The organism is Streptomyces sp. NPDC005574 (assembly GCF_040605435.1).
In the GTDB taxonomy this organism is placed as follows: Bacteria; Actinomycetota; Actinomycetes; order Streptomycetales; family Streptomycetaceae; genus Streptomyces.
This window is the reverse complement of sequence record NZ_JBEXCW010000015.1, coordinates 108,555-129,219: the sequence shown is the minus strand read 5'-3', so window position 1 is coordinate 129,219 and position 20,665 is coordinate 108,555. Positions and strand designations below refer to the sequence as shown.

Below are 20,665 nucleotides of genomic sequence, written 5' to 3'. Positions count from 1 at the left end.
GGCTTCCACCCGCCGGTGGTGCCTGCCGGGTGACGGCTTCCACCCGCCGGTGGTGTCCATCGGCTGACGCCGCCCGCCCGCCCGCCCGCCCGTCCGTCTGACGGCCGCGTCCGCCGCCGTGCGCGGCTCGCACCGTGCCGGTCGGGTGTCGCCGGGTGTCTCGGGTGATGCCGGGGCGGGGCCCTCCCCTGCGGGGCCCCGCCCCGGTCACGCCCCGTGCCTGCGCAGCAGGTGGTCGCGTGCCGACGCGTCGCCCGGGCCGTCGCGGTCCGCCAGCCCGGCCGCGATGCGCTCCCGCACCGCGTCCGGTTTCTTGCCCGCGTACTTGAACTTCGCCCGCACGGCGGTCACTTCGAGCCGCAGGCCGCGAATACCCGACAGCAGCCTGCCGTACGGCTCCTCGTCCACCGCGGCCCGCGCGGAGCCCCCCTCCGGCTGGAAGTGGCCGACCTGCGCGTTGAGCAGTCCGGCCTTCTCGGCCGGGTCGTCGACGATCCGGGCGTCGCACCGCAGTTGCACGGCGGCGTACAGGCTGGTGGGGGTGCCGTGTTCGGGCGGACCGGGCGGGTCCGCCTGCCAGGGCCCGGGCACGAACGCGTAGTCGTCGACCACGCTCAGCACGACGACGGGGCTCGCCTCCAGGGCGGGCCACAGGGGGTTGGGGCGGGCCAGGTGCGTGAGGACCTCGCCCCGCTCCGCGTCGTAGGCGAAGTGCAGGGGCTGGACGTACGGCGGCTCGCCCGGCGGGCCGTTGACGGCGAGCTGCCCGAAGTCGTGTACGGCGAGCCACTGTTGCCACTCGGCGTCGTCGCGGGGTGCGTCCCAGGGGTGGATCAGCATCACAGGGCCCGGATGTTGTCGGGGAGTTCGGTGCCGGGAGTCAGGCCGGCGTCGGCGACGGGGGTCTCGTACCCCTTGCGCAGCGGGACGAGGCCGGCCCAGTGCGGGAGGGCGAGGTCCTCGGGTTCGTCGTTGACGCCGCCGGTGCGGAGCTTGGCTGACACCTCGTCGAGGTCGAGGCGGATCACCGCGGTGGCGGCCAGTTCCTTCTTGTTGGCCGGCCGGGAGTCGCTCGACCGGCCCGGCACGACGTGGTCGACCAGGGCGTCGAGCGCGAGCCGCTTCTCCTCGGGGTCCGTGACCTCGTGGGCGACGCCGTGCACCACCACGGAGCGGTAGTTGATCGAGTGGTGGAACGCCGAGCGGGCCAGGACCAGCGCGTCGACGTGCGTGACCGTGAGGCACACCGGCAGCCCCGGGTCGGCCTGTCCGGTCAGCCGCAGGGGCCGCGAGCCCGTCGAGCCGTGGACGTAGAGCCGGTCGCCGACCCGGCCGAAGAGCGTGGGCAGGACGACCGGCGCGCCGTCCCGGACGAAGCCCAGGTGGCAGACGTAGGCCGCGTCGAGTATCGAGTGCACGAGTTCCCGGTCGTACGAGGCCCGGTCTGGGGAGCGGGTGGGGACGGTGCGGTCGGTCGGCGTGTAGGCGGCGGGCTGCGACGTCGGCTGCGTGGTCCCCTGCATTGCGGTCTCCATTGTACTAGTGCATAATCTGCTTTGTGCTAGAAGAATATCGGATCGAAGGCCGGCGTGCGGCGGACATCGCGGCCAGCGTCGAGCGCGCGGTGGGCTCCGGCGACCTGGAGGCGGGTCAACCCCTGCCCCCCGTAAGGGACTTGGCGGGCGAGCTGGGCGTGAACCCCAACACGGTCGCGGCCGCGTACCGCACCCTGCGCGAACGCGGGGTCATCGAGACCGCGGGACGCCGGGGCAGCCGGGTCCGCCCCAAGCCGGCCACGACGGGCCGCGAGCACATCCGGGTCGACGTGCCCGAAGGAGTGCGGGACGTGTCGAACGGCAACCCCGACCCGGCGCTGCTGCCCTCGCTGGCCGGCGCGTTCGCCGCGGCGGCCGAGCAGGCCGACCGGGAGCCGGTGCTGTACGGAGACGCCCCCGTGGAGCCGGACCTCGCGCTGCGGGCGCGGGCCGAGCTGGATGCCGACGGGGTGCCGGAGGGGCCCCTCGCCGTCGTCTCGGGCTCGCTCGACGCCATCGAGCGTGTCCTGGTGGCCCACCTCAAACCCGGTGACGCCGTCGCCGTGGAGGACCCGGGCTGGGGAAGCCTCCTCGACCTCGTCCCGGCGCTCGGCCTGCGCACCGAGCCCGTCGGCGTGGACGACGAGGGGCCGCTGCCCGACGACGTCCGACGCGCGCTGGAGGGCGGGGCCCGCGCCCTGGTCGTGACCGACCGGGCGCAGAACCCGACCGGTGCGGCGGTGAGCGCCGGGCGGGCGCGGGCGCTGCGCTCCGTGCTGCGGGAGTACCCCGAGACCCTGCTCGTCGAGGACGACCACGGTCACGGCATCGTCGACCTGCCCCTGCACCCGTTGGCCGGTGCCACCCGCAGCTGGGTGTTCGTGCGCTCGGTCGCCAAGGCGTACGGCCCCGACCTGCGGCTCGCCGTGCTCACCGGGGACGCCGTCACCCTCGACCGGGTGCGTGGCCGTCAGCGGCTCGGGCCCGGGTGGGTCAGCCGGGTCACCCAGCGGGCCGTGGCGCGCCTGCTCTCCGACGGTGCGCTCGATCCGACGGCGGTGGCGGCGGCGTACCGCGCGCGACGGGATCCGCTGATCCGCGCGCTCGCGGAACGCGGGGTGCGGGCGCACGGGCGCAGTGGGCTCAACGTGTGGATCCCGGTGCCCGACGAGACGGGGGCCGTGGCCCGGCTGCTGCACGCCGGCTGGGCCGTCGCGCCCGGCGCGCGGTTCCGGATGAGCGCGCCGCCCGGTATCCGGGTCACCGTCTCCACGCTCGGGGAGGGGGAAGTGCGGGCGCTGGCGGAGGCCGTGGCTTCGGCGGTGGGGCCGGGGCGGCGGGGGTGGGGCGGGTACGTCTAGCGGGCCCGCGGGGCTGGTGGTTGTGCGGGTGGGTGGGGGCTGGTTGCGCAGTTCCCCGCGCCCCTTGGTGGGTTGTCGAGCCCTGGGGAGGGTTCGGGGTGCTTGCGTGGTCTCGTGTCGGGTGCGGGTGGGTGAGGGCTGGTTGCGCAGTTCCCCGCGCCCCTTTGGGGGTTGTCGAGCCCTCGGGAAAGGGGTTCGGGGTGCTTTCCGCGGTCTCGTGTCGGGTGCCGGTGGGTGGAGGCTTGTCGCGCAGTTCCCCGCGCCCCTTCAGGGGGTTGGCGGTCCGTCGGGGGATGAGTTCGGGGCGTTCCGGTTCGTATGGGTGCGGGTGGGTGGGGGTTGGGCGCGCAGTTCCCCGCGCGCCCCTTCAGGGGGTTGGCGGGCCGTGGGGGAGGAGTTCGGGCTCGCGGGGCATCAGGTGGTTCGTTTTGGGTGGGTTTGGGTCAGGGCTGCTCCTGTCAGGATGATGATCGCGCCTATCGGTGTGGACCAGGTCAGGGGTTCGCCCAGGATCGCGACGCCCGCCGCGGTGGCGAGGACCGGGATGAAGTAGGTGACCATCTGGGCCGTCGTCGGGCCGACCTCGGCGACGATGCCGTACTGGAGAAGCATGGCCAGGCCCGTGCCGAGGGCGCCCAGGGCCGCGACCGCCAGCAGGGGCAGGACCGGGAAGTGGGTCGGCAGGCTGGTGAAGAGGGGTGTGACCGCGGCCAGTTGGAGCGTGGCCAGCAGGAGCTGGGCCCCGGTCAGGGACAGATGTGAGTGGCCCGTGCCGGCGAGGGTGCGGCGGACGTAGATCCAGCCGACCGGGTAGCTGAGCGAGGCCAGCAGGGCCATCGCCGTGCCCGTGGCGTCCAGGCCCTGGAAGCCCTGCCAGGCGCCGAGGACGGTCAGTACCCCCAGGAAGCCGAGCCCGAGGCCCGCCACCCGCGCGCGCGTCGGCCGGTCCTCGGAGAGGGCGACCAGGGAGAGGACCATGCCCCACAGCGGGGAGCTCGCGTTGCAGATGCCGGCGAGGGTCGAGGGGATCGTCAGCTCCGCGTACGCGAAGAGGGAGAAGGGCAGCGCGTTCAGGAAGAACGCGGCCACCGCGAGATGGCCCCAGGTGCGCACCCCGCGCGGGAGCCGCTCGCGCTTGGCCACCATCACCACCGCCAGCACCGCCGTACCGAACACCAGCCGGCCGAGCGTCACCTGGAAGGGGGCGTACGTCCCGGTGCCGACCTTGATCAGCAGGAAACTGAAGCCCCAGATCAGCGCGAGGACGCCGAAGCGGACGCGCCAGTCGAGCGCGAGGCGGCGGGACGGGGCGGGCGCCGGGGTACGGGCGGTGGTGGCGGTGACGGTGCTCATGGGATCACCATGGGGCAGGATGACGTCGTAGCACAATCGAGATTTCGCTCGACGTATCTCGTAGTATCGCTTACATGTTGAACCTGGAGCGGCTCCGCACCCTCGACGCCCTCGCCCGGCACGGCTCGGTCAGCGGCGCCGCCGAGGGGCTGCACATCACGACGTCCGCCGTGTCGCAGCAGATGTCGAAACTGGAGCGGGAGGTCGGACAGCAGCTGCTCGCCAAGAACGGGCGGGGGGTCCGGCTCACCGACGCGGGCCGGCTGCTCGCCGAGCACGCCGGGCGCATCCTGTCGCAGGTGGAGCTCGCCCAGTCCGACCTGGAGGCGCAGCGCGGACAGGTCGTCGGCGAGCTGCGGCTGTCGGCGTTCCCGACCGCCGCGCGCGGTCTGTTCCCTGCCGCGCTGGCCGCCCTGCGCGCCCGGCACCCGGCGCTGCGGGTCCGTTCGAGCGAGCTGGAGCCGGAGGCCGGGATCAGGGGAGTGGTGCGCGGGGACCTGGACCTGGCGGTGGTGCTCGACTGGTACAACAAGCCGATGCCGGTGCCCGACGGCCTGGTCAAGGCGCCCCTGCTGGACGACCCCGCCGACGTGGCGATGCCGGCCGGCCACCGGCTCGCCGGCCGCGAGGAGGTGGACCTCGCCGAGTTCGCCGAGGACGAGTGGATCACCTGGGGGGAGGGCGAGTTCTGCCACGAGTGGCTGATGTTCACGCTGCGCTCCCGGGGGATCGAACCGATCGTCGGCCATCGCGCCGCCGAGACCCACACCCAGCTCGGACTCGTCGCCGCGGGACTCGGCGTGTGCATCGCCCCGGTCCTGGGCCGACATCCGATGCCGACCGGGGTCGTGACGGTGCCGCTCAGACAGCGGGTGCGCCGCCACGTCTACGTCGTGTGGCGGGCGGACGCCGACCGCCGCCCGTCGATCCGGGCGGCGGTCCAGGCGCTGCAGGCCGCGGGGGAGAAGCTCGGCTGACGGCTCCTCGGCGGCCTCCGCCGGACGCGCGGCCTAGGCGGTGCCCAGCTTGCGGAAGTCCCAGGACACGATCTTCTCGGGGGTCAGCCGCACCCAGGCGTGCCGGCCGTCGTGCGGCATCTCCTCCAGTCCGAAGTTCTTGCGCGCGAACAGGACCTCCGGGACGTCGAGTTCCGCGCGCAGTTCGCCGGTGCGCGGGCTCTCGCCCACGAACTCCACCGTCCCCGACAGCTCGACCCCGCGCAGGTCGTCGTACTCCTCCCCGGTGTCGACGACTATCGCCACCCGCGGGTCGCGGCACAGGTCGGCCCAGCGCTTGCTGCGCACCACGGAGTACAGCCACAGCGAGGTGCCGTCCCAGGCGAACCAGAGGGCACTCACATGCGGGGACCCGTCGGTCGACACGGTGGCGACCCGGCAGGTGCGCTGGCTGGTGAGGAACTCGTCCAGCTCGCCCGGCGTCATCATGATCTTCCGGCCCCTGCGTTGAGCGACGGTCATGCGGCCCCCTCTATCTCTCACGTCGTGCCAGAGGAGAGATCCTCTGACATCACGTCAGAAAAGGATGGGTCGTCTTCCGTCCCCACGCAATGGTGGCTAGTCTCGCCCGCCCACGCCACCGGCGAACAGGGGGCATCATGCCGTCGCGCGAACAGCTCAGCGACCTCCTCCACCCCACGAGCACCGTCCTGCTCACCGTCGAGTGCCAGCAGGGCGTGGTGGGCCCGGACAGCGCGCTGCCCGAACTGGCCCGTGAGGCACGTTCCTGCGGTGCCCTCGGCCGCGTCGCCCGGCTGGTCGCCGCCGCGCACGGGAGCGGCGTGCAGGTGATCCACGCGATCGCGGAGCGCCGCCCGGACGGCCGGGGCGCCAACCGCAACGCCCGGCTGTTCCGCGCCGCCGAACGGCTGCCCGTGCAGCAGCTCACGGGCACCGCGGCGGTCCGCGTGGCCGCCCCGATCGAGGTGGCCGAGCAGGACATCGTCGTACGGCGGCTGCACGGGGTGTCGCCGATCCACGGCACCGAGGTCGACGCGCTGCTGCGCAACCTGGGCTGCCGCACCCTGGTCGTGACCGGGGTCTCGGCCAACGTGGCGGTGCCGGCGGCCGTCTTCGACGCCGTGAACCTCGGCTACACCGCCGTCGTGCCGACGGACGCCGTCGCGGGGGTGCCCCCCGAGTACACCCCCGCGATGATCCGCCACACGCTCGCGCTCGTCGCGACCTGCGTGACCACCGACGAGGTGCTCGGCTGCCTCAGCGGGCCGCGGCGAGCGGCGACACGCGGATGACGCTCACGCCAGCTTGATGTCCTCGCCCGCCACCGTGATCTTGACAGCGGCCAGCGGCTGGGTGGCCGGCACCTTCTTGACGCTGCCGTCCTCGATGGAGAACTCGCTGTGGTGGCACGGGCAGACGATGACGCCGCCGGCCACCTTCGTCACCGGACAGCCCGCGTGCGTGCACTTGGAGGAGAACGCCTTGAACTGGCCGGCCGTCGGCTGGGTGACGACCACACCGGCTTCCTTGAAGATCTTGCCGCCGCCCTCGGGGATGTCCGAGGTCTTGGCGAGGGCCGCGCCCGAGGCGGCCGCGCCGCCCGTCGTGTCCTCGGACTTGTCGCCCGAACCGCTCTCCGACTTGTCCTCAGAGCCGCACGCCGTCAGCGCGACGGCGACCCCCGCCGCTCCCACCGCCGCCACGACGGTGCGGCGGCTGGGGCCTGCGGTGGGCTGTACCGATTCGCTGGTCATGCTGACGTTCCTCTCCTCGGATGTCCGTTGACGTGTCAAGCAGTACGGGCCGCCGCCACTCGCTGTTCAGACCGCCGTCCAGATGGTGAGCGGTCGGCGTCCGGGGGCCGTGATCGCCCCAGTAGCCTGGGGCGATGCTCAAGGAAGTCACCGCGACCCGCTACATCACGCCGCTGCGTGAGGGCGGCTCGCTGCCGGGACTCGTCGAGGCCGACGACCTCGGGACGTACGTCATGAAGTTCACCGGCGCCGGCCAGGGCCGCAAGACGCTGGTCGCCGAGGTCGTCTGCGGGGAACTGGCCCGGCGGCTGGGCTTCAGGGTGCCCCGGCTGGTGACGATCGGCCTCGATCCCGTGCTGGGCCTCGGGGAGCCCGACCCGGAGGTGCAGGAGCTGCTCAAGTCCAGCGGCGGCACCAACCTCGGCATGGACTTCCTGTCCGGCGCGTTCGGCTTCGACCCCCTCGCGTTCGCGGTGGGCGCCGAGGAAGCGGGCCGGATCGTCTGGTTCGACGCGCTGGTCAACAACGTCGACCGTTCCTGGCGCAACCCGAACCTGCTGGTGCGACGCGGCGAGGTCTGGCTCATCGACCACGGCGCGACCATGATCTGGCACCACAGCTGGCGCGGAGCGGAGGCCTCCGCGGCCCGCCCGTACGACATCTCCGAGCACGCGCTGCGGCCCTTCGCGCCGGACGTCGCGGCGGCCGCCGCCGCACTGGCCCCGCTGGTCACCGAGGAACTCCTGGCCGAGGTCACCGCCGCCGTCCCGGACGTGTGGCTGGTTGACGAGCCCGGCTTCGCCACGCCGGACGACCTGCGGCGCGCCTACGCCCGGCCGCTGCTCGCGCGGGCCGCCCGCGTCCACGAGCGCATCGAGGGGGACAAGTGAGCGATCGGAACGTCTTCGAGTACGCCGTGCTGCGGGTCGTGCCCCGGGTGGAGCGCGGCGAGTGCATCAACGCCGGAGTGCTCGTGTACTGCCGCGCCGCGACCTACGTCGGTGTGCGCACGCACCTCGACGAGAGCAGGCTGCTGGCCCTCGACCCGGCCGCCGACGTGGCCGGCGTCCGGGCGGCGCTGCGTGCCGTGGAAGGGGTGTGCGCCGGTGGTACGGCTGCGGGGCAGGCCGCGTCCGACGACGCCGGACGGCGCTTCCGCTGGCTGATCGCGCCGCGCTCGACGGTCGTCCAGCCCGGGCCCGTGCACACCGGTCTGACCGCCGATCCGGCGGCCGAGGCGGAGCGGTTGCTCGACCTGCTGGTGAGGTAATGGATCACACCCCGCTCGTGTGGCGTTGACACCGGGTGCCAGGGCTTCTAGCGTCACGTCTGCTGAAGGTACTAAGCGGTCGCTCACCAGATGGGCGTACTTTCTCAAGGGCGAGGAGAACCAGCAATGTCCACCACTGAGCAGCGGGTCGCCGTGGTCACCGGCGGGGCGCGCGGCATCGGCGCCGCCACCGCCGTACGACTGGCCGCCGAGGGTCGCGCGGTCGCGGTGATCGACCTCGACGAGGCCGCCTGCAAGGACACCGTCGAGAAGATCACCGCGGCGGGCGGCAGGGCCCTCGCGGTCGGCGCGGACGTCTCCGACGAGGCGCAGGTCGAGGCCGCGATCGCGCGCGTCGCCGCGGAACTCGGCGCACCGACCATCCTCGTCAACAACGCGGGCGTCCTGCGCGACAACCTGCTGTTCAAGATGAGCGCCGGTGACTGGGACACGGTCATGAACGTGCACCTGCGCGGCGCCTTCCTGATGGCCAAGGCGGTCCAGAAGCACATGGTCGACGCCGGCTTCGGCCGTATCGTCAACCTGTCCTCTTCCTCCGCCCTCGGCAACCGTGGCCAGGCCAACTACTCCGCCGCCAAGGCCGGTCTGCAGGGCTTCACCAAGACCCTGGCCAAGGAACTCGGCAAGTTCGGCATCACCGCGAACTCCGTCGCCCCCGGCTTCATCGCCACCGACATGACGGCCGCCACCGCCGCGCGCGTGGGCATGGGCTTCGAGGACTTCAAGGCCGCGGCCGCCACCCAGATCCCCGTGGCCCGCGTCGGCGAGCCCGACGACATCGCCAACGCGATCGCCTTCTTCACGGGCGAGGCGGCCGGATTCGTCTCCGGCCAGGTGCTGTACGTCGCCGGCGGACCGCTCGACTAGGGCCGGGGGAAAACGACATGACTGCTCTGCCTGAACTCTCCGGCAAGGTCGCCCTCGTCACGGGCGCCAGCCGCGGAATCGGTTACGGCGTCGCGGAGGCGTTCATCGCCCGCGGCGACCGCGTCTGCATCACGGGCCGCAACGAGGACGCCCTCAAGGAGGCCGTCGAGGCGCTCGGCGCCGACCGCGTCATCGGCGTCGCCGGCAAGGCGCACGACGAGGCCCACCAGGCCACCGCCGTCGAGCGCACCATGGAGGCCTTCGGCCGCGTCGACTTCCTGGTCAACAACGCCGGTACGAACCCGGTGTTCGGGCCCATCGCCGACCTCGACCTGAACGTGGCGCGCAAGGTCTTCGAGACCAACGTGATCTCCGCACTCGGCTTCGCCCAGCGGACCTGGCACGCGTGGCAGAAGGACAACGGCGGCGCGATCGTCAACATCGCCTCCGTCGCGGGCGTCTCCGCCTCGCCCTTCATCGGCGCCTACGGCGTCAGCAAGGCCGCGATGATCAACCTGACGCTGCAACTGGCGCACGAGTTCGCGCCCGGCGTGCGGGTCAACTCGATCGCCCCGGCGGTCGTGAAGACCAAGTTCGCCTCGGCCCTGTACGAGGGCCGGGAGGCGGAGGCCGCCGCGGCCTACCCGCTGGCCCGCCTCGGAGTACCCTCCGACATCGGCGGCGCCGCCGCGTTCCTGACGTCGGAACAGTCCGACTGGATCACCGGACAGACGCTCGTCGTCGACGGCGGCATCTTCCTCAACGCCGGCGTGGGCTGACCTCTCCGGCCCCGGCACGGGCGTCCGTCGACACCGGACGGCGCCCGTGCCGGCGCACAGAAACCGCACAGCCCGATGACAACGTCGTCATCGCCGAGGCGATCAGAAAGCCCGTTTCACCAGAGGTTGACGGGCCGTGACGCTGCGGTATGGTCTGCCGACCCTGGGTACGGCAGATCGAGGAGCGTGCGCGTGTTCAACCGGAACCGAGGCCTGCGGCGGGTGGCGGCCATCGCGTCCATATCGTCCCTGGTGGCCGGATGCGGTGTCCTGTCGACCGGCTCCTCCGAGGACCAGGGGCCCATCGTGGTGGGCACCACCAGCGCCCCCAGCACACTGGACCCGGCCGCGTCCTGGGACGGCTCGTGGGAACTGTTCCGCAACGTCTTCCAGACGCTGCTGGCCTATCCGACGGGCTCGACGACACCCCAGCCCGACGCCGCCAAGAACTGCCGCTTCACCGACGGCTCGAACCGGACGTACAGCTGCGAACTGCGCCAGGGGCTGAAGTTCGCCGACGGGGACGTGCTCGACGCGCAGGCCGTGAAGCACTCGATCGACCGGATCAGGAAGATCGGTGTGGCCGGCGGTCCGGCCGGGCTGCTCGGCAGCCTCGACCGCGTGCAGGTGCTCGGCAGCCTCCAGGTCGTCTTCCACCTCAACAAGCCGGACGCCACCTTCCCGTTCGTGCTGGCCACGCCCGCCATGTCGCTGGTCGACCCCGACGACTACCCCGCCGGGTCCCTCCGCAAGGACGGCAAGGTGTCCGGGTCCGGGCCGTACCGGCTGCGGACGTACCAGGAGGGCAAGAAGGCCGAACTCGTCCGCAACGACGCCTACCGGGGCTTCGCCCAGCGCAAGAACGACGCGGTGACCATCCGGTACTTCCAGGACTCCGCCACGATGGTCAGGGCGCTGCGGGACAAGCAGATCGACGTGACGTACCGCGGCCTCGCCGCCGACGACATCGTCGCCCTCCAGTCCAGGAACTCCGACGGCGAGCTCCAGCTGATCGAGGGCTCCGGCACCGACATCAACTACCTGGTGTTCAACCCGAAGGACCCCTGGGCGAGCAAGACCGCCGTCCGCCGGGCCGTCGCCCAGCTCGTCGACCGCGGAGCCATCTCGCACAAGATCTACAAGGGCACGGTGGACCCGCTGTACTCCATGGTCCCCAAGGGACTCACGGGCCACACGACCGGCTTCTTCGACGACTACGGCGACCCCAGCACCTCCAAGGCCCGCCAGCTCCTGTCCGAGGCGGGCATCACCCGGCGCGTCCCGCTCACCCTCTGGTACACGAGCGACCGCTACGGCTCCGAGACGGCCGAGGAGTTCAAGGAGCTCAAGTCCCAGCTCGAGGACTCCGGACTCTTCACCATCACCCTGAAGAGCCGGCCCTGGAAGACCTACGTCGAGGGCTACCAGAAGGGCGAGTACCCGGTCTTCGGACGCGGCTGGTTCCCCGACTTCCCGGACGCCGAGAACTTCATCGCCCCGTTCGTCGGTGCCCAGAACGCGCTCGGCACCCCCTACGCCGAGCCGAAGATCACCGACGTGCTGCTGCCCCGTTCCCGGAGCGAGAGCGACCGCGGCAACGTGGTGAAGGACTTCGAGGAGGCACAGCAGATCCTGGTGGACGACGCCCGGCTGCTGCCCCTGTGGCAGGGACGGCAGTTCGTGGCGGCGAGCGTCGACATCTCCGGCGCCGAACGGGCCCTGGACCCGTCGACGATCATGACGATGTGGGAGCTGTCCCGCAAGACGAGCTGGTAGGAGCGGGAGCGCCGCGACCGCGGTGCCGGTTGTCAGTGGCCGCCTGTAGGTTTCGTGGCCTGGAAGCGATCGCACCGCGCAGTCGCCGCACACCGTGAGGAAGTCGACGTGACCGACATCGCCATGCTGCCCGAGTCCTGGCGCGGGGTCCTGGGCGACGAGCTCCAGCAGCCCTACTTCAAGGAGCTGACGGAGTTCGTCGAGGAGGAGCGGGCGAAGGGCCCCGTCCACCCGCCGCGCGAGGAGGTCTTCGCCGCACTGGAGGCCACCCCGTACGAGAGCGTGAAGGTCCTCGTCCTCGGCCAGGACCCGTACCACGGCGAGGGCCAGGGCCACGGGCTGTGCTTCTCGGTGCGGCCCGGGGTGCGGACACCGCCCTCCCTGCGCAACATCTACAAGGAGATGAAGGAGGAGCTCGGCCTGCCCGTGCCGGACAACGGCTATCTGATGCCGTGGGCCAGGCAGGGCGTGCTGCTGCTCAACGCGGTGCTCACCGTGCGCGGCGGCGAGGCCAACTCGCACAAGGGCAAGGGCTGGGAGAGGTTCACCGACGCGGTGATCCGCGCGGTGGCCGACCGGCCCGACCCGGCGGTGTTCGTGCTGTGGGGCAACTACGCGCAGAAGAAGCTCCCCCTGATCGACGAGACGCGGCACGTCGTGGTCAAGGGCGCGCACCCCTCGCCGCTGTCGGCGAAGAAGTTCTTCGGCTCCCGCCCGTTCACGCAGATCAACGCGGCGATCGCGGCGCAGGGCCACGAGCCCATCGACTGGCGCGTCCCGGACCTCGGCTGAGTGCCGCCGGGCCGGTTCCCGTGGAGCCGGCCCGGTGCGGCCTGACGGGGATTGTCAGTGGCCGGCGCTAGCGTCGGGAAGGACAGCCGACGAGCGCGCGAAGGAGACAGGGTGGCGGAGCGTCAGGAGCAGGCGGCCCCGGATGCCGTGATGACACGGATCGGGCAGGTCGTCATCCTGCATCACGCGGGCGACCGCGAGGAGGCCCGGCACCGTTTCCTCGGCCTGTGGGCGGAGATCGGCGAGGACGGCGACCCACTGCACCGCTGCACCCTCGCGCATTACCTGGCCGACACGCAGGACGACCCCTTCGACGAACTCGCCTGGGACCTGCGGGCGCTGACGGCCGCCGAGGAACTGACCGCCGACCGGCTCGCCGGGCACGGGGCCGCGCTCGCCGTCCGCGCCCTGTACCCCTCCCTGCACCTGAACCTGGCCGCCGACTACGTGAAACTCGGCCGGGCCGAGGTCGCCCGCACCCATCTGCGCCGCGCCCGCGCCGCCGCCGACGCCCTCGCCGACGACACCTACGGCGACGGGGTGCGGGCCGCGATCAGCCGCCTGGAGCTGCGCCTCGGGGACGGCGGCGGCACGGACGGGGGCGGGTGGAGGCGGTCCTGACCGCCGCGTCCGCCCTGTCCGCGTGCTTCGCCCTCTCGGTGACCGGCTGTCCGGTCTCAGTGCTGGTAGGCGTGCCCGCAGATGACGGCCTCGGGGCTGTCCGGCTGCCAGCCGCCGTACTGCCTGCCCAGCGCGCACACGTCGGTGTGCCGCCGCACGGTCGCGCGGACGGACTCCGACACGTCCGGGATCGCGACGCGTGGCCGCCGCGGCTGCCGGGGCGGCACGGCCGGCGTGCGGGGACGGGAGTGCCGGAGAGGAGCCGGCTGCCGCTCCACGGCGGGCGGTGCCGCCGCCCGGCGCGGTGCGGGGACGTCCGTCCGCGGACGGGGGGAGGGGCCGATGAGCTCCAGGGCCTCCCTGGCCGGCGCCTGCACGGCCCGGCCCGGCCCGGCCCGGCCGTCCGGTCGGGGCGCCGACGGCTGGGCGGCCGGCGGACCGGGCACGGGCGGCCGCTGGACCGTCACACAGCCGGACAGGGCCGACACGGCGACGGCGGCCAGGAGCGTTGCGGTGGTCGTCGTTCGATGCACCCGCGCCACTCTGCTGGTTCGGGCCGGCTTCGGGACAGCGGACCGGCGCAGGTTGCCCCACACGAGTGATCTCCCGCCCCTTACGGAGGGCGCGGGGGTGACGGGGCTGACGGCGGCCGGGCCGGCGTGCGGCGTCCCCGGTCCCGCGCCCGGTCAGTATCCGGTGGCGCCGTCGACGCGCTCGCGGATCAGGTCGGCGTGGCCGTTGTGGCGGGCGTACTCCTCGATCATGTGGGTGTAGATCCAGCGCAGACTGAAGGGCTCGTCGGTGGAACGGCTTCTGCCCTTGGAGAGGTCGTCGAGCGCGAGGCCGGCCGCGAGCCGCCGGGCGGTCTCGATCTCGCCCTGCCAGGTGGCGCGGGCCTCCGCCCAGGTGTCCGCCTCGGTGAGGTGGAACTCGCCGTCCGGGTCCTCGTCGGTGTAGTAGATCGCCGGTGCGTCCTCACCCGTGAGGATCCTGCGGAACCAGTTCCGCTCCACCTCGGCCATGTGCCGCACCAGGCCCATCAGGGACAGCGCGGACGGCTCCACCGAGGCGGTCCTGAGCTGGGCGTCGGTCAGTCCCTCGCACTTCCACGCCAGGGTCGCGCGGTGGTAGTCCAGCCAGCCTTCGAGCATGGTGCGTTCACCGGCGTCCTGAGCGGGTTCGCTGCGCTGCGTCGTCATACCCGCATGGTGACCCGACGCGGCGGAGAAGACCCGCGGTTTTTCCGCCGACGGGCGGGCTGCCGCCGGCGCGCGTGACTGTCGCGCACGCGAAGGGCTGCCGCTTGCGCGCGCCCGCCGTAGGCCGGCCGCCCATCGCGCGGCCGCGGGGCGGACTGCCGCCGACCGACCGACCGACCGCCGACGTGCTGTCGCGCATGCGACGGCTGCTGCTGGCGCGACCGCCGGGGCCCGTCTTCCCGCGACCGCCAACGGCCTCACCGCCCGCGCGCGGGCGACGGCGGACGGGCCGCCGCCAGCGCATTGGCCGCTCCGGTCGCACCGGCCCAACCAACCGCGCGCGGCGGCCCGCCGCGGCCCGCAGGCCCCCGTGCCGGCCGCTCCGGTGCCCGGCCCCCCGTGCAGGTCGCTCCGGTCCCCCGACCTCCCGCCATCGGCCCCCGTCGCCGCCCCCGCTCACCCGCCCCCGCACCCCCGTATGCTTCCGAGTTCTCAGCAGGCAGTCGGTGGAGGAGCGCGCGTGAAGGTCGGTTGCATCGGACTCGGGGACATCGCGCGGAAGGCTTACCTGCCCGTCCTCGCCGTACAGGCCGGAGTCGAACTGCACCTGCAGACCCGTACCCCCGCCACGCTGACCCGTGTCGCCGACGAACTCCATCTGCCCGTCGCGCAACGCCACGCGGACCTGGACGCCCTTCTCGCGCAGGACCTCGACGCCGCGTTCGTGCACGCGCCCACGAGCGTCCACCCGGAGATCGTCACCCGCCTCCTCGACGCCGGCGTACCGACATACGTCGACAAGCCGCTCGCCTACGAACTCGCCGACTCCGAGCGGCTGGTGGCCCTCGCCGAGCGGCAGCGCACCAGCCTCGCCGTCGGCTTCAACCGGCGTCACGCCCCCGCCTACGCGCAGTGCGCCGAGCACCCGCGCGAACTGATCGTCCTGCAGAAGAACCGCGTCGGCCTGCCCGAGGAACCACGGGCGATGATCCTCGACGACTTCATCCACGTCGTCGACACCCTGCGCTTCCTGGTGCCCGGACCGGTCGACGACGTCACCGTGCGCGCCCGCGTGGTCGACGGCCTGCTGCACCACGTCGTGCTGCAGCTCTCCGCCGAAGGCTTCACCGCGCTCGGCGTGATGAACCGGCTCAGCGGTTCGGCGGAGGAGATCCTCGAGGTGTCCGGGCAGGACACCAAGCGGCAGGTGCTGAACCTCTCCGAGGTGATCGACCACAAGGGGCAGCCGACCCTGCGGCGGCGCGGGGACTGGGTGCCGGTGGCCCGGCAGCGGGGCATCGAACAGGCGGTGCTGGCCTTCCTCGACGCCGTGCGCGCGGGCCGGGTGCTCAGTGCCCGGGACGCGCTGGCGACTCACGAACTGTGTGAGCGGGTGGTCCGAGCGGTTCAGGAGCGAGCCGCCTGAGCCGCAGGGTCCGCGCGCCCTCGGTCGCGCACCACGCGGCGAGGATCAGCAGCGCCGCGTGCGCGGGCCAGTCACCGAAGCGGACGTACGGCGTGACGCCGTGCGCCAGCGGGACGGCGTACACCCGGGCGGTGCTGCTGTCGGTGCCGAGCCAGGGACCGAGGCGCTGCCCGCTCGGACCGTAGACGGCCGACACCCCCGTCAGCGTCGCGTGCACCATCGGCCGGCCCGTCTCGGCGGCCCGCAGCGCGGCCAGCGAGGCGTGCTGCTCGGGAGCCCAGGTGTTCTGGAACGTCGAGGTCGAGGACTGCGCGACCAGCACGTCGGCACCGTCCTCGGTGAGATGGCGGCTCATGTCGGGGAACGCGGTCTCGAAGCACACCATCGGCCCGACGCGCAGCCCGTGCCCGACGTTCATCACCACCTGCTCCGTGCCGCGCCGGCGGTCCTCACCGGCCGCCTTGCCGACGGAGGTCGCCCAGCCGAGCAGGGAACGCGCCGGGATGTACTCGCCGAAGGGGACCAGCCGCATCTTGTCGTAGCGGTCGCCGGTGAGGCCGCGCGGGCCGACGAGGACCGAACTCTTGTAGATGCCGGGCTTGTCGGAGCGCCGGGCGTCGACGTTGACCAGGACGTCGGCCCCGGTCGCCCGGGAGAGGGCCGCGATCCGCCCGGCCAGGTCGGGGCGTTCGCCCAGGTCGAAACCGACACTGCTCTCACCCCAGACGATCAGGTCGACGTCCTGCCCGACCAGCCGGCGGGTGAGCTGCTCCTCGCGGTCGAACCGGCGGTCGCCGCTGTCGAGTCCGCCCACGACACCCGGCTGCACCACGGCTATCCGTACCTCGCCGTCGACGTCGGGCCGCGGCGACCACACCCACGCCGCCGAGGTGGCGGCGGCCGTCGCGACCAGGCCGGCCACGGCGGGCATCCGGGACGCGCGGACCGACACCAGCACGGCGACCGCGACATTGACCGCCACCACCAGGAAGCTCAGCAGCCACCCCCCGCCGACCGAGGCCAGCCGCAGGGCCGGCTCCAACTGCCACTGGCTGGCGCCGAGCATGCCCCAGGGGCCGCCGAGTCCCTGCCAGGAACGGACCAGTTCGATCCCGAGCCAGCCCGAGGGCAGCACGAACAGGGCGCCCGCCACCTGGCCGCGGGTGGGGGTCGCGGCCAGGAACCGGCGCACGAGCGCGCCCCACGGGGCCCACAGCGCGCCGAGCAGGGCCGCGATGACGAAGGTGAACACGTTCAGGCTGGGCAGCAGCCAGTGGTGCATCGCCAGCATGAAGCCGAAGCCGCCGCTCCAGCCGTCGTGGGCGGCCCGTCTGCCGGTCGGCGCGGAGCGGGCCAGCGCGATCCACGGGACGAGGGCGACGTAGGCGAACCACCACAGTGACGGCGCCGGGAAGGCGAGTACGGGCAGGGCGCCCGCCAGCGCGGCGACGACCGAACGCCGCCACGGCGAGGCCAGCCATCTCTCCGGGACCGACGAGGCGGATGGGGCCGACGGGGCGGACGCGGTGGACGGGACGAATGCGGCGGTCGTCGAGCGCCGCAGGGCGAGGGCGGGCCGGTGGCCGAAGGTTTTCATACGGCGCTCCTCTACCCAGCGGACGGCCCGAGTGTGCGTACCGGCGGCGATCCAGGACGCCGGACGCCCAATTCAGTTGACCACAGGTGCGGGTCGCCGCTCCGGCAGACGGCGCCACTTCTCCTGGACGACCACGGCACGCAGCCGCCACCCGTCGTGCGTGCGCAGCAGCCCGAAGGCGTACCGTCCGCCGCACACGAAGTCAGGTGCCGCCGCCGGGCCGTCGTCCGTGGCGAAGCGCATCGGATTGACGTAGTCGGCGCGGACCTGGGCGGTGTCGCCCGCGTCCTGGTCGTGCACCCCGAAGCTGATCCTGCGGTTGACGATGAGGTGCTGCCGCATCGCGAACAGCTCCATGCTCTCGGCGAGCCACGCGACGACCCTCCCGGCGTCCCCCTCGACACCCCCCGCCGAGCGGTAGTCCGCGCGCCCGCCGGGGGCGAACAGCGCCCGGTACGCCTCCCAGTCGCCGTCGTCCACCGCCGCGGCGTAGTCGGTGATCAGTTCGTCGACGGCCAGCCGGTCCATCACGGTCGCGAGCTCCACACGCTGCGTCATCGGCTCAGTGTTGGGCATGGACCGGGCCGCGCCAAGGGGCGGGCCGCGACAATCGCCGTCGGCGGGGGTGCGTCCCGGCCACCCGCGACTAGGGTGATCGATGATCGATCACCTTTGGAGCGCTGGGGAGGATTCATGACACGTCGGCCCGTCACGGTGGTCACCGGAGGCAGCAGGGGGATCGGCGCCGCGACCTGTCGGCGCCTCGCCGCCGACGGGCACGACCTGGTGCTGGGGTACGTCAGGGACGCCGGGGCCGCGGAGGCGGTGGCGGACGAGGTGCGTGAGGCCGGCGGCCGGTGTGTCACCGTGGCCGGGGACACGTCCGTCGAGGCGGACGTCGAGCGGCTCTTCGACACCGCCGAGCGGCGGCTCGGGCCGGTGACGGGCCTGGTGAACAACGCCGCGGTGACCGGTCCGCTCGGCCGGCTGGCCGACGCCGACTCCGCCGACCTGCGCCGGGTCCTGGACGTCAACCTCCTGGGGGTGCTGCTGTGTTCGCGCCGGGCGGCGCAACTCATGACCCCGCGCGGAGCCGGCGTGATCGTGAACGTCTCCTCGGCCGCCGCCACCCTCGGCAGTCCCGGCGAGTACGTCCACTACGCCGCGACCAAGGCGGCCGTCGACGCCCTGACCCTGGGCCTGGCCAAGGAACTCGGCCCGGACGGGGTGCGCGTCAACGCGGTCGCGCCGGGTGTCGTGGACACCGATATGCACGCCGCGATGGGCGCACCGGACCGGGCCGCGCGGGCCGCCGCCTCGATTCCGCTGCGACGGCCGGGCCTCGCGGAGGAGATCGCCGCGGCGATCGCGTGGCTGCTGTCGCCGGAGGCGTCCTACGCGACCGGCGCGGTGCTGCGGGTGTCCGGCGGCCGGTGACGCTCAGCGGGCGGCGCGCAGCCGCTGGAAGGCGGTCGGTGTGGGGCGCGCGGTGAGGAAGTCCCTGATGCGCAGGGCGCATTCCCTGGGGTCGGAGCGGCTGGTGTCGCACTCGACGTCGTAGACGCCGTGGGCGTGCACCTGCTCCAGCTGGCGCGCGGCGAGGCCGGGCGGCCGGTCGGCACGCTCGCGTTCGCGGCGCTCCAGCTCGGGCAACGGGCAGTGCACACCGACGAGTACGACGTCCTGCGGCTCGAACAGCGCGAGGCAGTCGGTGAGTCGCCACTCGGCGCTCAACACGTGGTCCATGACGACGTTGTTGCCGGCGGCGGCCATGCCGGCGACCGCGCGGTGGTAGCCCTGCCAGGTGCGGTGCAGCACGGTGGCGAGCCGGTCCGGCGGGACGTCGCCGCGGGAGCGCATCGCGTGGAACGCGTCGACGGGCATGTGGAAGTACGGTTCGTCGAGCATCGCGAGCAGCTCGGTGGCGATGCTCGACTTGCCCGAACTGGACGTGCCGTTGAGGAAGATGACGAGTCCGCTGCGGGGCGGGACGCTGCTGAGGTGCTCCACTGATTCCTGCCGTGAGAGTGCGGTGTTCCGAGGTGCGCGGTGGCCGGTCTCAGGCGGCCTCGACGACCTCGCCCCGGATCGCCGCCGCCCACTCGACCACCAACCGCTCGTAGGCCACCCGCTCCTGAGCCGTCAGTGAGCCGCCCGCACGCATCCACAGGGCGCGGATCTGCTCGTTGACCTGGGCGGCGGACCGTGCGGAAACAGAGGTGTCGGAATCGGGGAACATGCGGACAAGCGTAGGCGCAAGCACTGACAGTCCGCTACCGGACGGCTACTGATCCCGTATGGGCTTGGTCACGGGCATGTCTCGGAGCTCGCGGTCGCGCGTCAGCCCGCCGACTCCGCCGCGTGCGGACTCAGCGTGCCGGCGGCGACCAGGGCGATGATGACGACGCCGAGCGCGATGCGGTACCAGACGAACGGCATGAAGCTCTTGGTCGTGATGAACTTCATGAACCAGGCGATCACGGCGTATCCGGATATGAAGGCGATGACCGTCGCGAAGGCCGTGGGCCCCCACGAGACGTGGCCGCTGCCCACCGCGTCCTTCAGCTCGAAGAGGCCCGATGCGAGCACCGCGGGGATGGCGAGAAGGAACGAGTAACGGGCCGCGGACTCACGCTTGTACCCCATGAGGAGGCCGCCGCTGATGGTGGCCCCCGAGCGGGAGACGCCGGGGATGAGGGCCATGGCCTGGCACAGGCCGAAGATCAGGCCGTCCTTCACGCTCAGGTCCTGGAGGGCCTTGCGCTGCTTGGGGGCGCGGTGGCGGCCGCCGGTCTCGTCGCGTGCCGCCATCCGGTCGGCCACGCCGAGGACGACACCCATCACGATCAGCATGGTCGCGGTGATCCGCAGGTCCCGGAACGGCCCCTCGATCTGGTCCTTGAGCGTCACGCCCAGCACGCCGATGGGGATCGAGCCGACGATGACCAGCCAGCCCATCTGGGCGTCGTGGTCCTGGCGCATGGCCTTGCTGGTGAGCGAGCGGGCCCAGGCCGCGACGATCCGCGCGATGTCCTTGCGGAAGTAGATCAGTACGGCCGCCTCGGTGCCGATCTGGGTGATCGCGGTGAAGGCCGCCCCCGGGTCCTCCCAGCCGGAGAACGCCGCGGTCAGCCGCAGGTGCGCGCTGGAGGACACGGGAAGGAACTCGGTCAGCCCCTGGACGAGTCCGAGGATGAGGGATTCAAACCAAGACATGAAGTTACGGAGTCCAAGCGCTGATGGGGGGAGGGCCGGGGGACGCACCCGCCCGCCGGGCCCGGTGATCGCGGGTGTCTACGGGGGAGCGTAGCGCCCCCGGGTGACATGCCCGGCACAG

The 20,665-nt window shown here is 72.7% G+C and carries 24 protein-coding genes; 12 read left to right on the top strand and 12 right to left on the bottom strand.

The window, feature by feature from the left end; genetic code table 11:
* Positions 1-207 precede the first annotated feature (207 nt).
* On the bottom strand, positions 208-840 hold the full coding sequence (locus ABZT03_RS13590; protein ID WP_356037970.1) for an FMN-binding negative transcriptional regulator: 633 nt from the start codon (positions 838-840) through the stop codon (positions 208-210).
* Complete coding sequence (locus ABZT03_RS13585) at positions 840-1,523, bottom strand: pyridoxamine 5'-phosphate oxidase family protein (RefSeq protein ID WP_356037953.1); 684 nt, start codon at positions 1,521-1,523, stop codon at positions 840-842. Before ABZT03_RS13585 ends, ABZT03_RS13590 begins: the two co-directional genes overlap by 1 nt.
* A 35-nt stretch (positions 1,524-1,558) precedes the next feature.
* Here ABZT03_RS13585 and ABZT03_RS13580 point away from each other — a divergent pair, with 35 nt between their 5' ends.
* Positions 1,559-2,896 (top strand): aminotransferase class I/II-fold pyridoxal phosphate-dependent enzyme, encoded by a 1,338-nt coding sequence (locus tag ABZT03_RS13580; protein ID WP_356037951.1) that lies wholly within the window; start codon positions 1,559-1,561, stop codon positions 2,894-2,896.
* 414 nt (positions 2,897-3,310) lie between these two features.
* On the opposite strand, the gene ABZT03_RS13575 is transcribed toward ABZT03_RS13580, so the two are convergent.
* Positions 3,311-4,249 carry a DMT family transporter gene (locus tag ABZT03_RS13575; protein ID WP_356037949.1) on the bottom strand — a complete coding sequence of 313 codons (939 nt, stop codon included), beginning with the start codon at positions 4,247-4,249 and terminating at the stop codon, positions 3,311-3,313.
* A 74-nt stretch (positions 4,250-4,323) separates the two neighbouring features.
* Here ABZT03_RS13575 and ABZT03_RS13570 point away from each other — a divergent pair, with 74 nt between their 5' ends.
* Positions 4,324-5,226, top strand: a complete 903-nt coding sequence (locus ABZT03_RS13570; RefSeq protein WP_356037947.1) for a LysR family transcriptional regulator — start codon at positions 4,324-4,326, stop codon at positions 5,224-5,226.
* A gap of 33 nt (positions 5,227-5,259) precedes the next feature.
* On the opposite strand, the gene ABZT03_RS13565 is transcribed toward ABZT03_RS13570, so the two are convergent.
* Positions 5,260-5,727, bottom strand: a complete 468-nt coding sequence (locus ABZT03_RS13565) for a pyridoxamine 5'-phosphate oxidase family protein (RefSeq protein ID WP_356037945.1) — start codon at positions 5,725-5,727, stop codon at positions 5,260-5,262.
* Between the two features lie 137 nt (positions 5,728-5,864).
* On the opposite strand from ABZT03_RS13565, the gene ABZT03_RS13560 reads away from it, so the two are divergent.
* A complete protein-coding gene (locus tag ABZT03_RS13560; protein WP_356037943.1) occupies positions 5,865-6,518 on the top strand; it encodes an isochorismatase family cysteine hydrolase in 654 nt (217 codons plus the stop codon).
* Between the two features lie 3 nt (positions 6,519-6,521).
* Here ABZT03_RS13560 and ABZT03_RS13555 read toward each other — a convergent pair whose 3' ends face one another.
* Positions 6,522-6,980: a Rieske (2Fe-2S) protein gene (locus tag ABZT03_RS13555; protein ID WP_356037941.1), complete on the bottom strand. Its 459-nt coding sequence runs from the start codon at positions 6,978-6,980 to the stop codon at positions 6,522-6,524.
* Positions 6,981-7,114: 134 nt separating this feature from the next.
* Between ABZT03_RS13555 and ABZT03_RS13550 the strand changes: the two genes are divergently transcribed.
* The 7 genes from ABZT03_RS13550 to ABZT03_RS13520 all read left to right on the top strand — a co-directional run bounded on the left by ABZT03_RS13550 (position 7,115) and on the right by ABZT03_RS13520 (position 13,106).
* Entirely contained in the window at positions 7,115-7,870 is a 756-nt protein-coding gene (locus ABZT03_RS13550) for a HipA family kinase (RefSeq protein WP_356037939.1), read from the top strand.
* Positions 7,867-8,250 carry a DUF3037 domain-containing protein gene (locus ABZT03_RS13545; protein WP_356037937.1) on the top strand — a complete coding sequence of 128 codons (384 nt, stop codon included), beginning with the start codon at positions 7,867-7,869 and terminating at the stop codon, positions 8,248-8,250. The genes ABZT03_RS13550 and ABZT03_RS13545 overlap by 4 nt, the downstream gene beginning before the upstream one ends.
* Positions 8,251-8,376: 126 nt before the next feature.
* Positions 8,377-9,138, top strand: a complete 762-nt coding sequence (fabG, locus tag ABZT03_RS13540) for a 3-oxoacyl-ACP reductase FabG (RefSeq protein WP_356037935.1) — start codon at positions 8,377-8,379, stop codon at positions 9,136-9,138.
* Between the two features lie 17 nt (positions 9,139-9,155).
* A complete protein-coding gene (locus ABZT03_RS13535; protein ID WP_356037933.1) occupies positions 9,156-9,917 on the top strand; it encodes an SDR family oxidoreductase in 762 nt (253 codons plus the stop codon).
* A 192-nt stretch (positions 9,918-10,109) separates the two neighbouring features.
* Entirely contained in the window at positions 10,110-11,693 is a 1,584-nt protein-coding gene (locus ABZT03_RS13530; RefSeq protein ID WP_356037931.1) for an ABC transporter substrate-binding protein, read from the top strand.
* A gap of 108 nt (positions 11,694-11,801) precedes the next feature.
* On the top strand, positions 11,802-12,485 hold the full coding sequence (locus ABZT03_RS13525; protein WP_356037928.1) for a uracil-DNA glycosylase: 684 nt from the start codon (positions 11,802-11,804) through the stop codon (positions 12,483-12,485).
* A 111-nt stretch (positions 12,486-12,596) separates the two neighbouring features.
* Positions 12,597-13,106 carry a hypothetical protein gene (locus ABZT03_RS13520; RefSeq protein ID WP_356037925.1) on the top strand — a complete coding sequence of 170 codons (510 nt, stop codon included), beginning with the start codon at positions 12,597-12,599 and terminating at the stop codon, positions 13,104-13,106.
* A gap of 56 nt (positions 13,107-13,162) precedes the next feature.
* Here the strand turns inward: ABZT03_RS13520 and ABZT03_RS13515 are convergent, their stop codons facing one another.
* Both ABZT03_RS13515 and ABZT03_RS13510 read right to left on the bottom strand, forming a co-directional pair.
* Positions 13,163-13,648, bottom strand: a complete 486-nt coding sequence (locus tag ABZT03_RS13515; protein WP_356037968.1) for a hypothetical protein — start codon at positions 13,646-13,648, stop codon at positions 13,163-13,165.
* Positions 13,649-13,792: 144 nt separating this feature from the next.
* Positions 13,793-14,305 carry a DinB family protein gene (locus tag ABZT03_RS13510; protein ID WP_356037922.1) on the bottom strand — a complete coding sequence of 171 codons (513 nt, stop codon included), beginning with the start codon at positions 14,303-14,305 and terminating at the stop codon, positions 13,793-13,795.
* Between the two features lie 520 nt (positions 14,306-14,825).
* On the opposite strand from ABZT03_RS13510, the gene ABZT03_RS13505 reads away from it, so the two are divergent.
* Positions 14,826-15,731: a Gfo/Idh/MocA family oxidoreductase gene (locus ABZT03_RS13505; RefSeq protein ID WP_356037919.1), complete on the top strand. Its 906-nt coding sequence runs from the start codon at positions 14,826-14,828 to the stop codon at positions 15,729-15,731.
* Here ABZT03_RS13505 and lnt read toward each other — a convergent pair.
* Together lnt and ABZT03_RS13495 are read right to left on the bottom strand one after the other, a co-directional pair.
* Entirely contained in the window at positions 15,655-17,328 is a 1,674-nt protein-coding gene (gene lnt / locus ABZT03_RS13500) for an apolipoprotein N-acyltransferase (RefSeq protein WP_356037917.1), read from the bottom strand. The genes ABZT03_RS13505 and lnt overlap by 77 nt on opposite strands.
* Positions 17,329-17,400: 72 nt before the next feature.
* Positions 17,401-17,886: a nuclear transport factor 2 family protein gene (locus ABZT03_RS13495; RefSeq protein ID WP_356037914.1), complete on the bottom strand. Its 486-nt coding sequence runs from the start codon at positions 17,884-17,886 to the stop codon at positions 17,401-17,403.
* Between the two features lie 135 nt (positions 17,887-18,021).
* On the opposite strand from ABZT03_RS13495, the gene ABZT03_RS13490 reads away from it, so the two are divergent.
* Positions 18,022-18,765, top strand: a complete 744-nt coding sequence (locus ABZT03_RS13490; protein ID WP_356037912.1) for an SDR family oxidoreductase — start codon at positions 18,022-18,024, stop codon at positions 18,763-18,765.
* Positions 18,766-18,768: 3 nt separating this feature from the next.
* Here the strand turns inward: ABZT03_RS13490 and ABZT03_RS13485 are convergent, their stop codons facing one another.
* From ABZT03_RS13485 to ABZT03_RS13475, 3 genes are all read right to left on the bottom strand, one after another.
* Positions 18,769-19,338 carry an AAA family ATPase gene (locus ABZT03_RS13485; protein WP_356037909.1) on the bottom strand — a complete coding sequence of 190 codons (570 nt, stop codon included), beginning with the start codon at positions 19,336-19,338 and terminating at the stop codon, positions 18,769-18,771.
* 49 nt (positions 19,339-19,387) lie between these two features.
* The gene (locus ABZT03_RS13480; protein WP_356037906.1) at positions 19,388-19,567 is read right to left on the bottom strand and encodes a hypothetical protein; all 180 of its coding nucleotides are present in this window, start codon (positions 19,565-19,567) and stop codon (positions 19,388-19,390) included.
* 101 nt (positions 19,568-19,668) lie between these two features.
* Positions 19,669-20,544 carry an undecaprenyl-diphosphate phosphatase gene (locus ABZT03_RS13475; RefSeq protein ID WP_356037903.1) on the bottom strand — a complete coding sequence of 292 codons (876 nt, stop codon included), beginning with the start codon at positions 20,542-20,544 and terminating at the stop codon, positions 19,669-19,671.
* Positions 20,545-20,665 lie beyond the last annotated feature (121 nt).

Bases quoted from the DNA above. Each gene is read 5' to 3' on its own strand.
- ABZT03_RS13575 (WP_356037949.1), bottom strand. From the start codon at position 4,249: ATGAGCACCGTCACCGCCACCACCGCCCGTACCCCGGCGCCCGCCCCG.
- ABZT03_RS13590 (WP_356037970.1), bottom strand. From the start codon at position 840: ATGCTGATCCACCCCTGGGACGCACCCCGCGACGACGCCGAGTGGCAA.
- ABZT03_RS13510 (WP_356037922.1), bottom strand. From the start codon at position 14,305: ATGACGACGCAGCGCAGCGAACCCGCTCAGGACGCCGGTGAACGCACC.
- ABZT03_RS13475 (WP_356037903.1), bottom strand. From the start codon at position 20,544: ATGTCTTGGTTTGAATCCCTCATCCTCGGACTCGTCCAGGGGCTGACC.
- ABZT03_RS13480 (WP_356037906.1), bottom strand. From the start codon at position 19,567: ATGTTCCCCGATTCCGACACCTCTGTTTCCGCACGGTCCGCCGCCCAG.
- ABZT03_RS13550 (WP_356037939.1), top strand. From the start codon at position 7,115: ATGCTCAAGGAAGTCACCGCGACCCGCTACATCACGCCGCTGCGTGAG.
- ABZT03_RS13535 (WP_356037933.1), top strand. From the start codon at position 9,156: ATGACTGCTCTGCCTGAACTCTCCGGCAAGGTCGCCCTCGTCACGGGC.
- fabG (WP_356037935.1), top strand. From the start codon at position 8,377: ATGTCCACCACTGAGCAGCGGGTCGCCGTGGTCACCGGCGGGGCGCGC.
- ABZT03_RS13570 (WP_356037947.1), top strand. From the start codon at position 4,324: ATGTTGAACCTGGAGCGGCTCCGCACCCTCGACGCCCTCGCCCGGCAC.
- ABZT03_RS13560 (WP_356037943.1), top strand. From the start codon at position 5,865: ATGCCGTCGCGCGAACAGCTCAGCGACCTCCTCCACCCCACGAGCACC.
- ABZT03_RS13585 (WP_356037953.1), bottom strand. From the start codon at position 1,523: ATGCAGGGGACCACGCAGCCGACGTCGCAGCCCGCCGCCTACACGCCG.
- ABZT03_RS13495 (WP_356037914.1), bottom strand. From the start codon at position 17,886: ATGACGCAGCGTGTGGAGCTCGCGACCGTGATGGACCGGCTGGCCGTC.
- ABZT03_RS13490 (WP_356037912.1), top strand. From the start codon at position 18,022: ATGACACGTCGGCCCGTCACGGTGGTCACCGGAGGCAGCAGGGGGATC.
- lnt (WP_356037917.1), bottom strand. From the start codon at position 17,328: ATGAAAACCTTCGGCCACCGGCCCGCCCTCGCCCTGCGGCGCTCGACG.
- ABZT03_RS13555 (WP_356037941.1), bottom strand. From the start codon at position 6,980: ATGACCAGCGAATCGGTACAGCCCACCGCAGGCCCCAGCCGCCGCACC.
- ABZT03_RS13565 (WP_356037945.1), bottom strand. From the start codon at position 5,727: ATGACCGTCGCTCAACGCAGGGGCCGGAAGATCATGATGACGCCGGGC.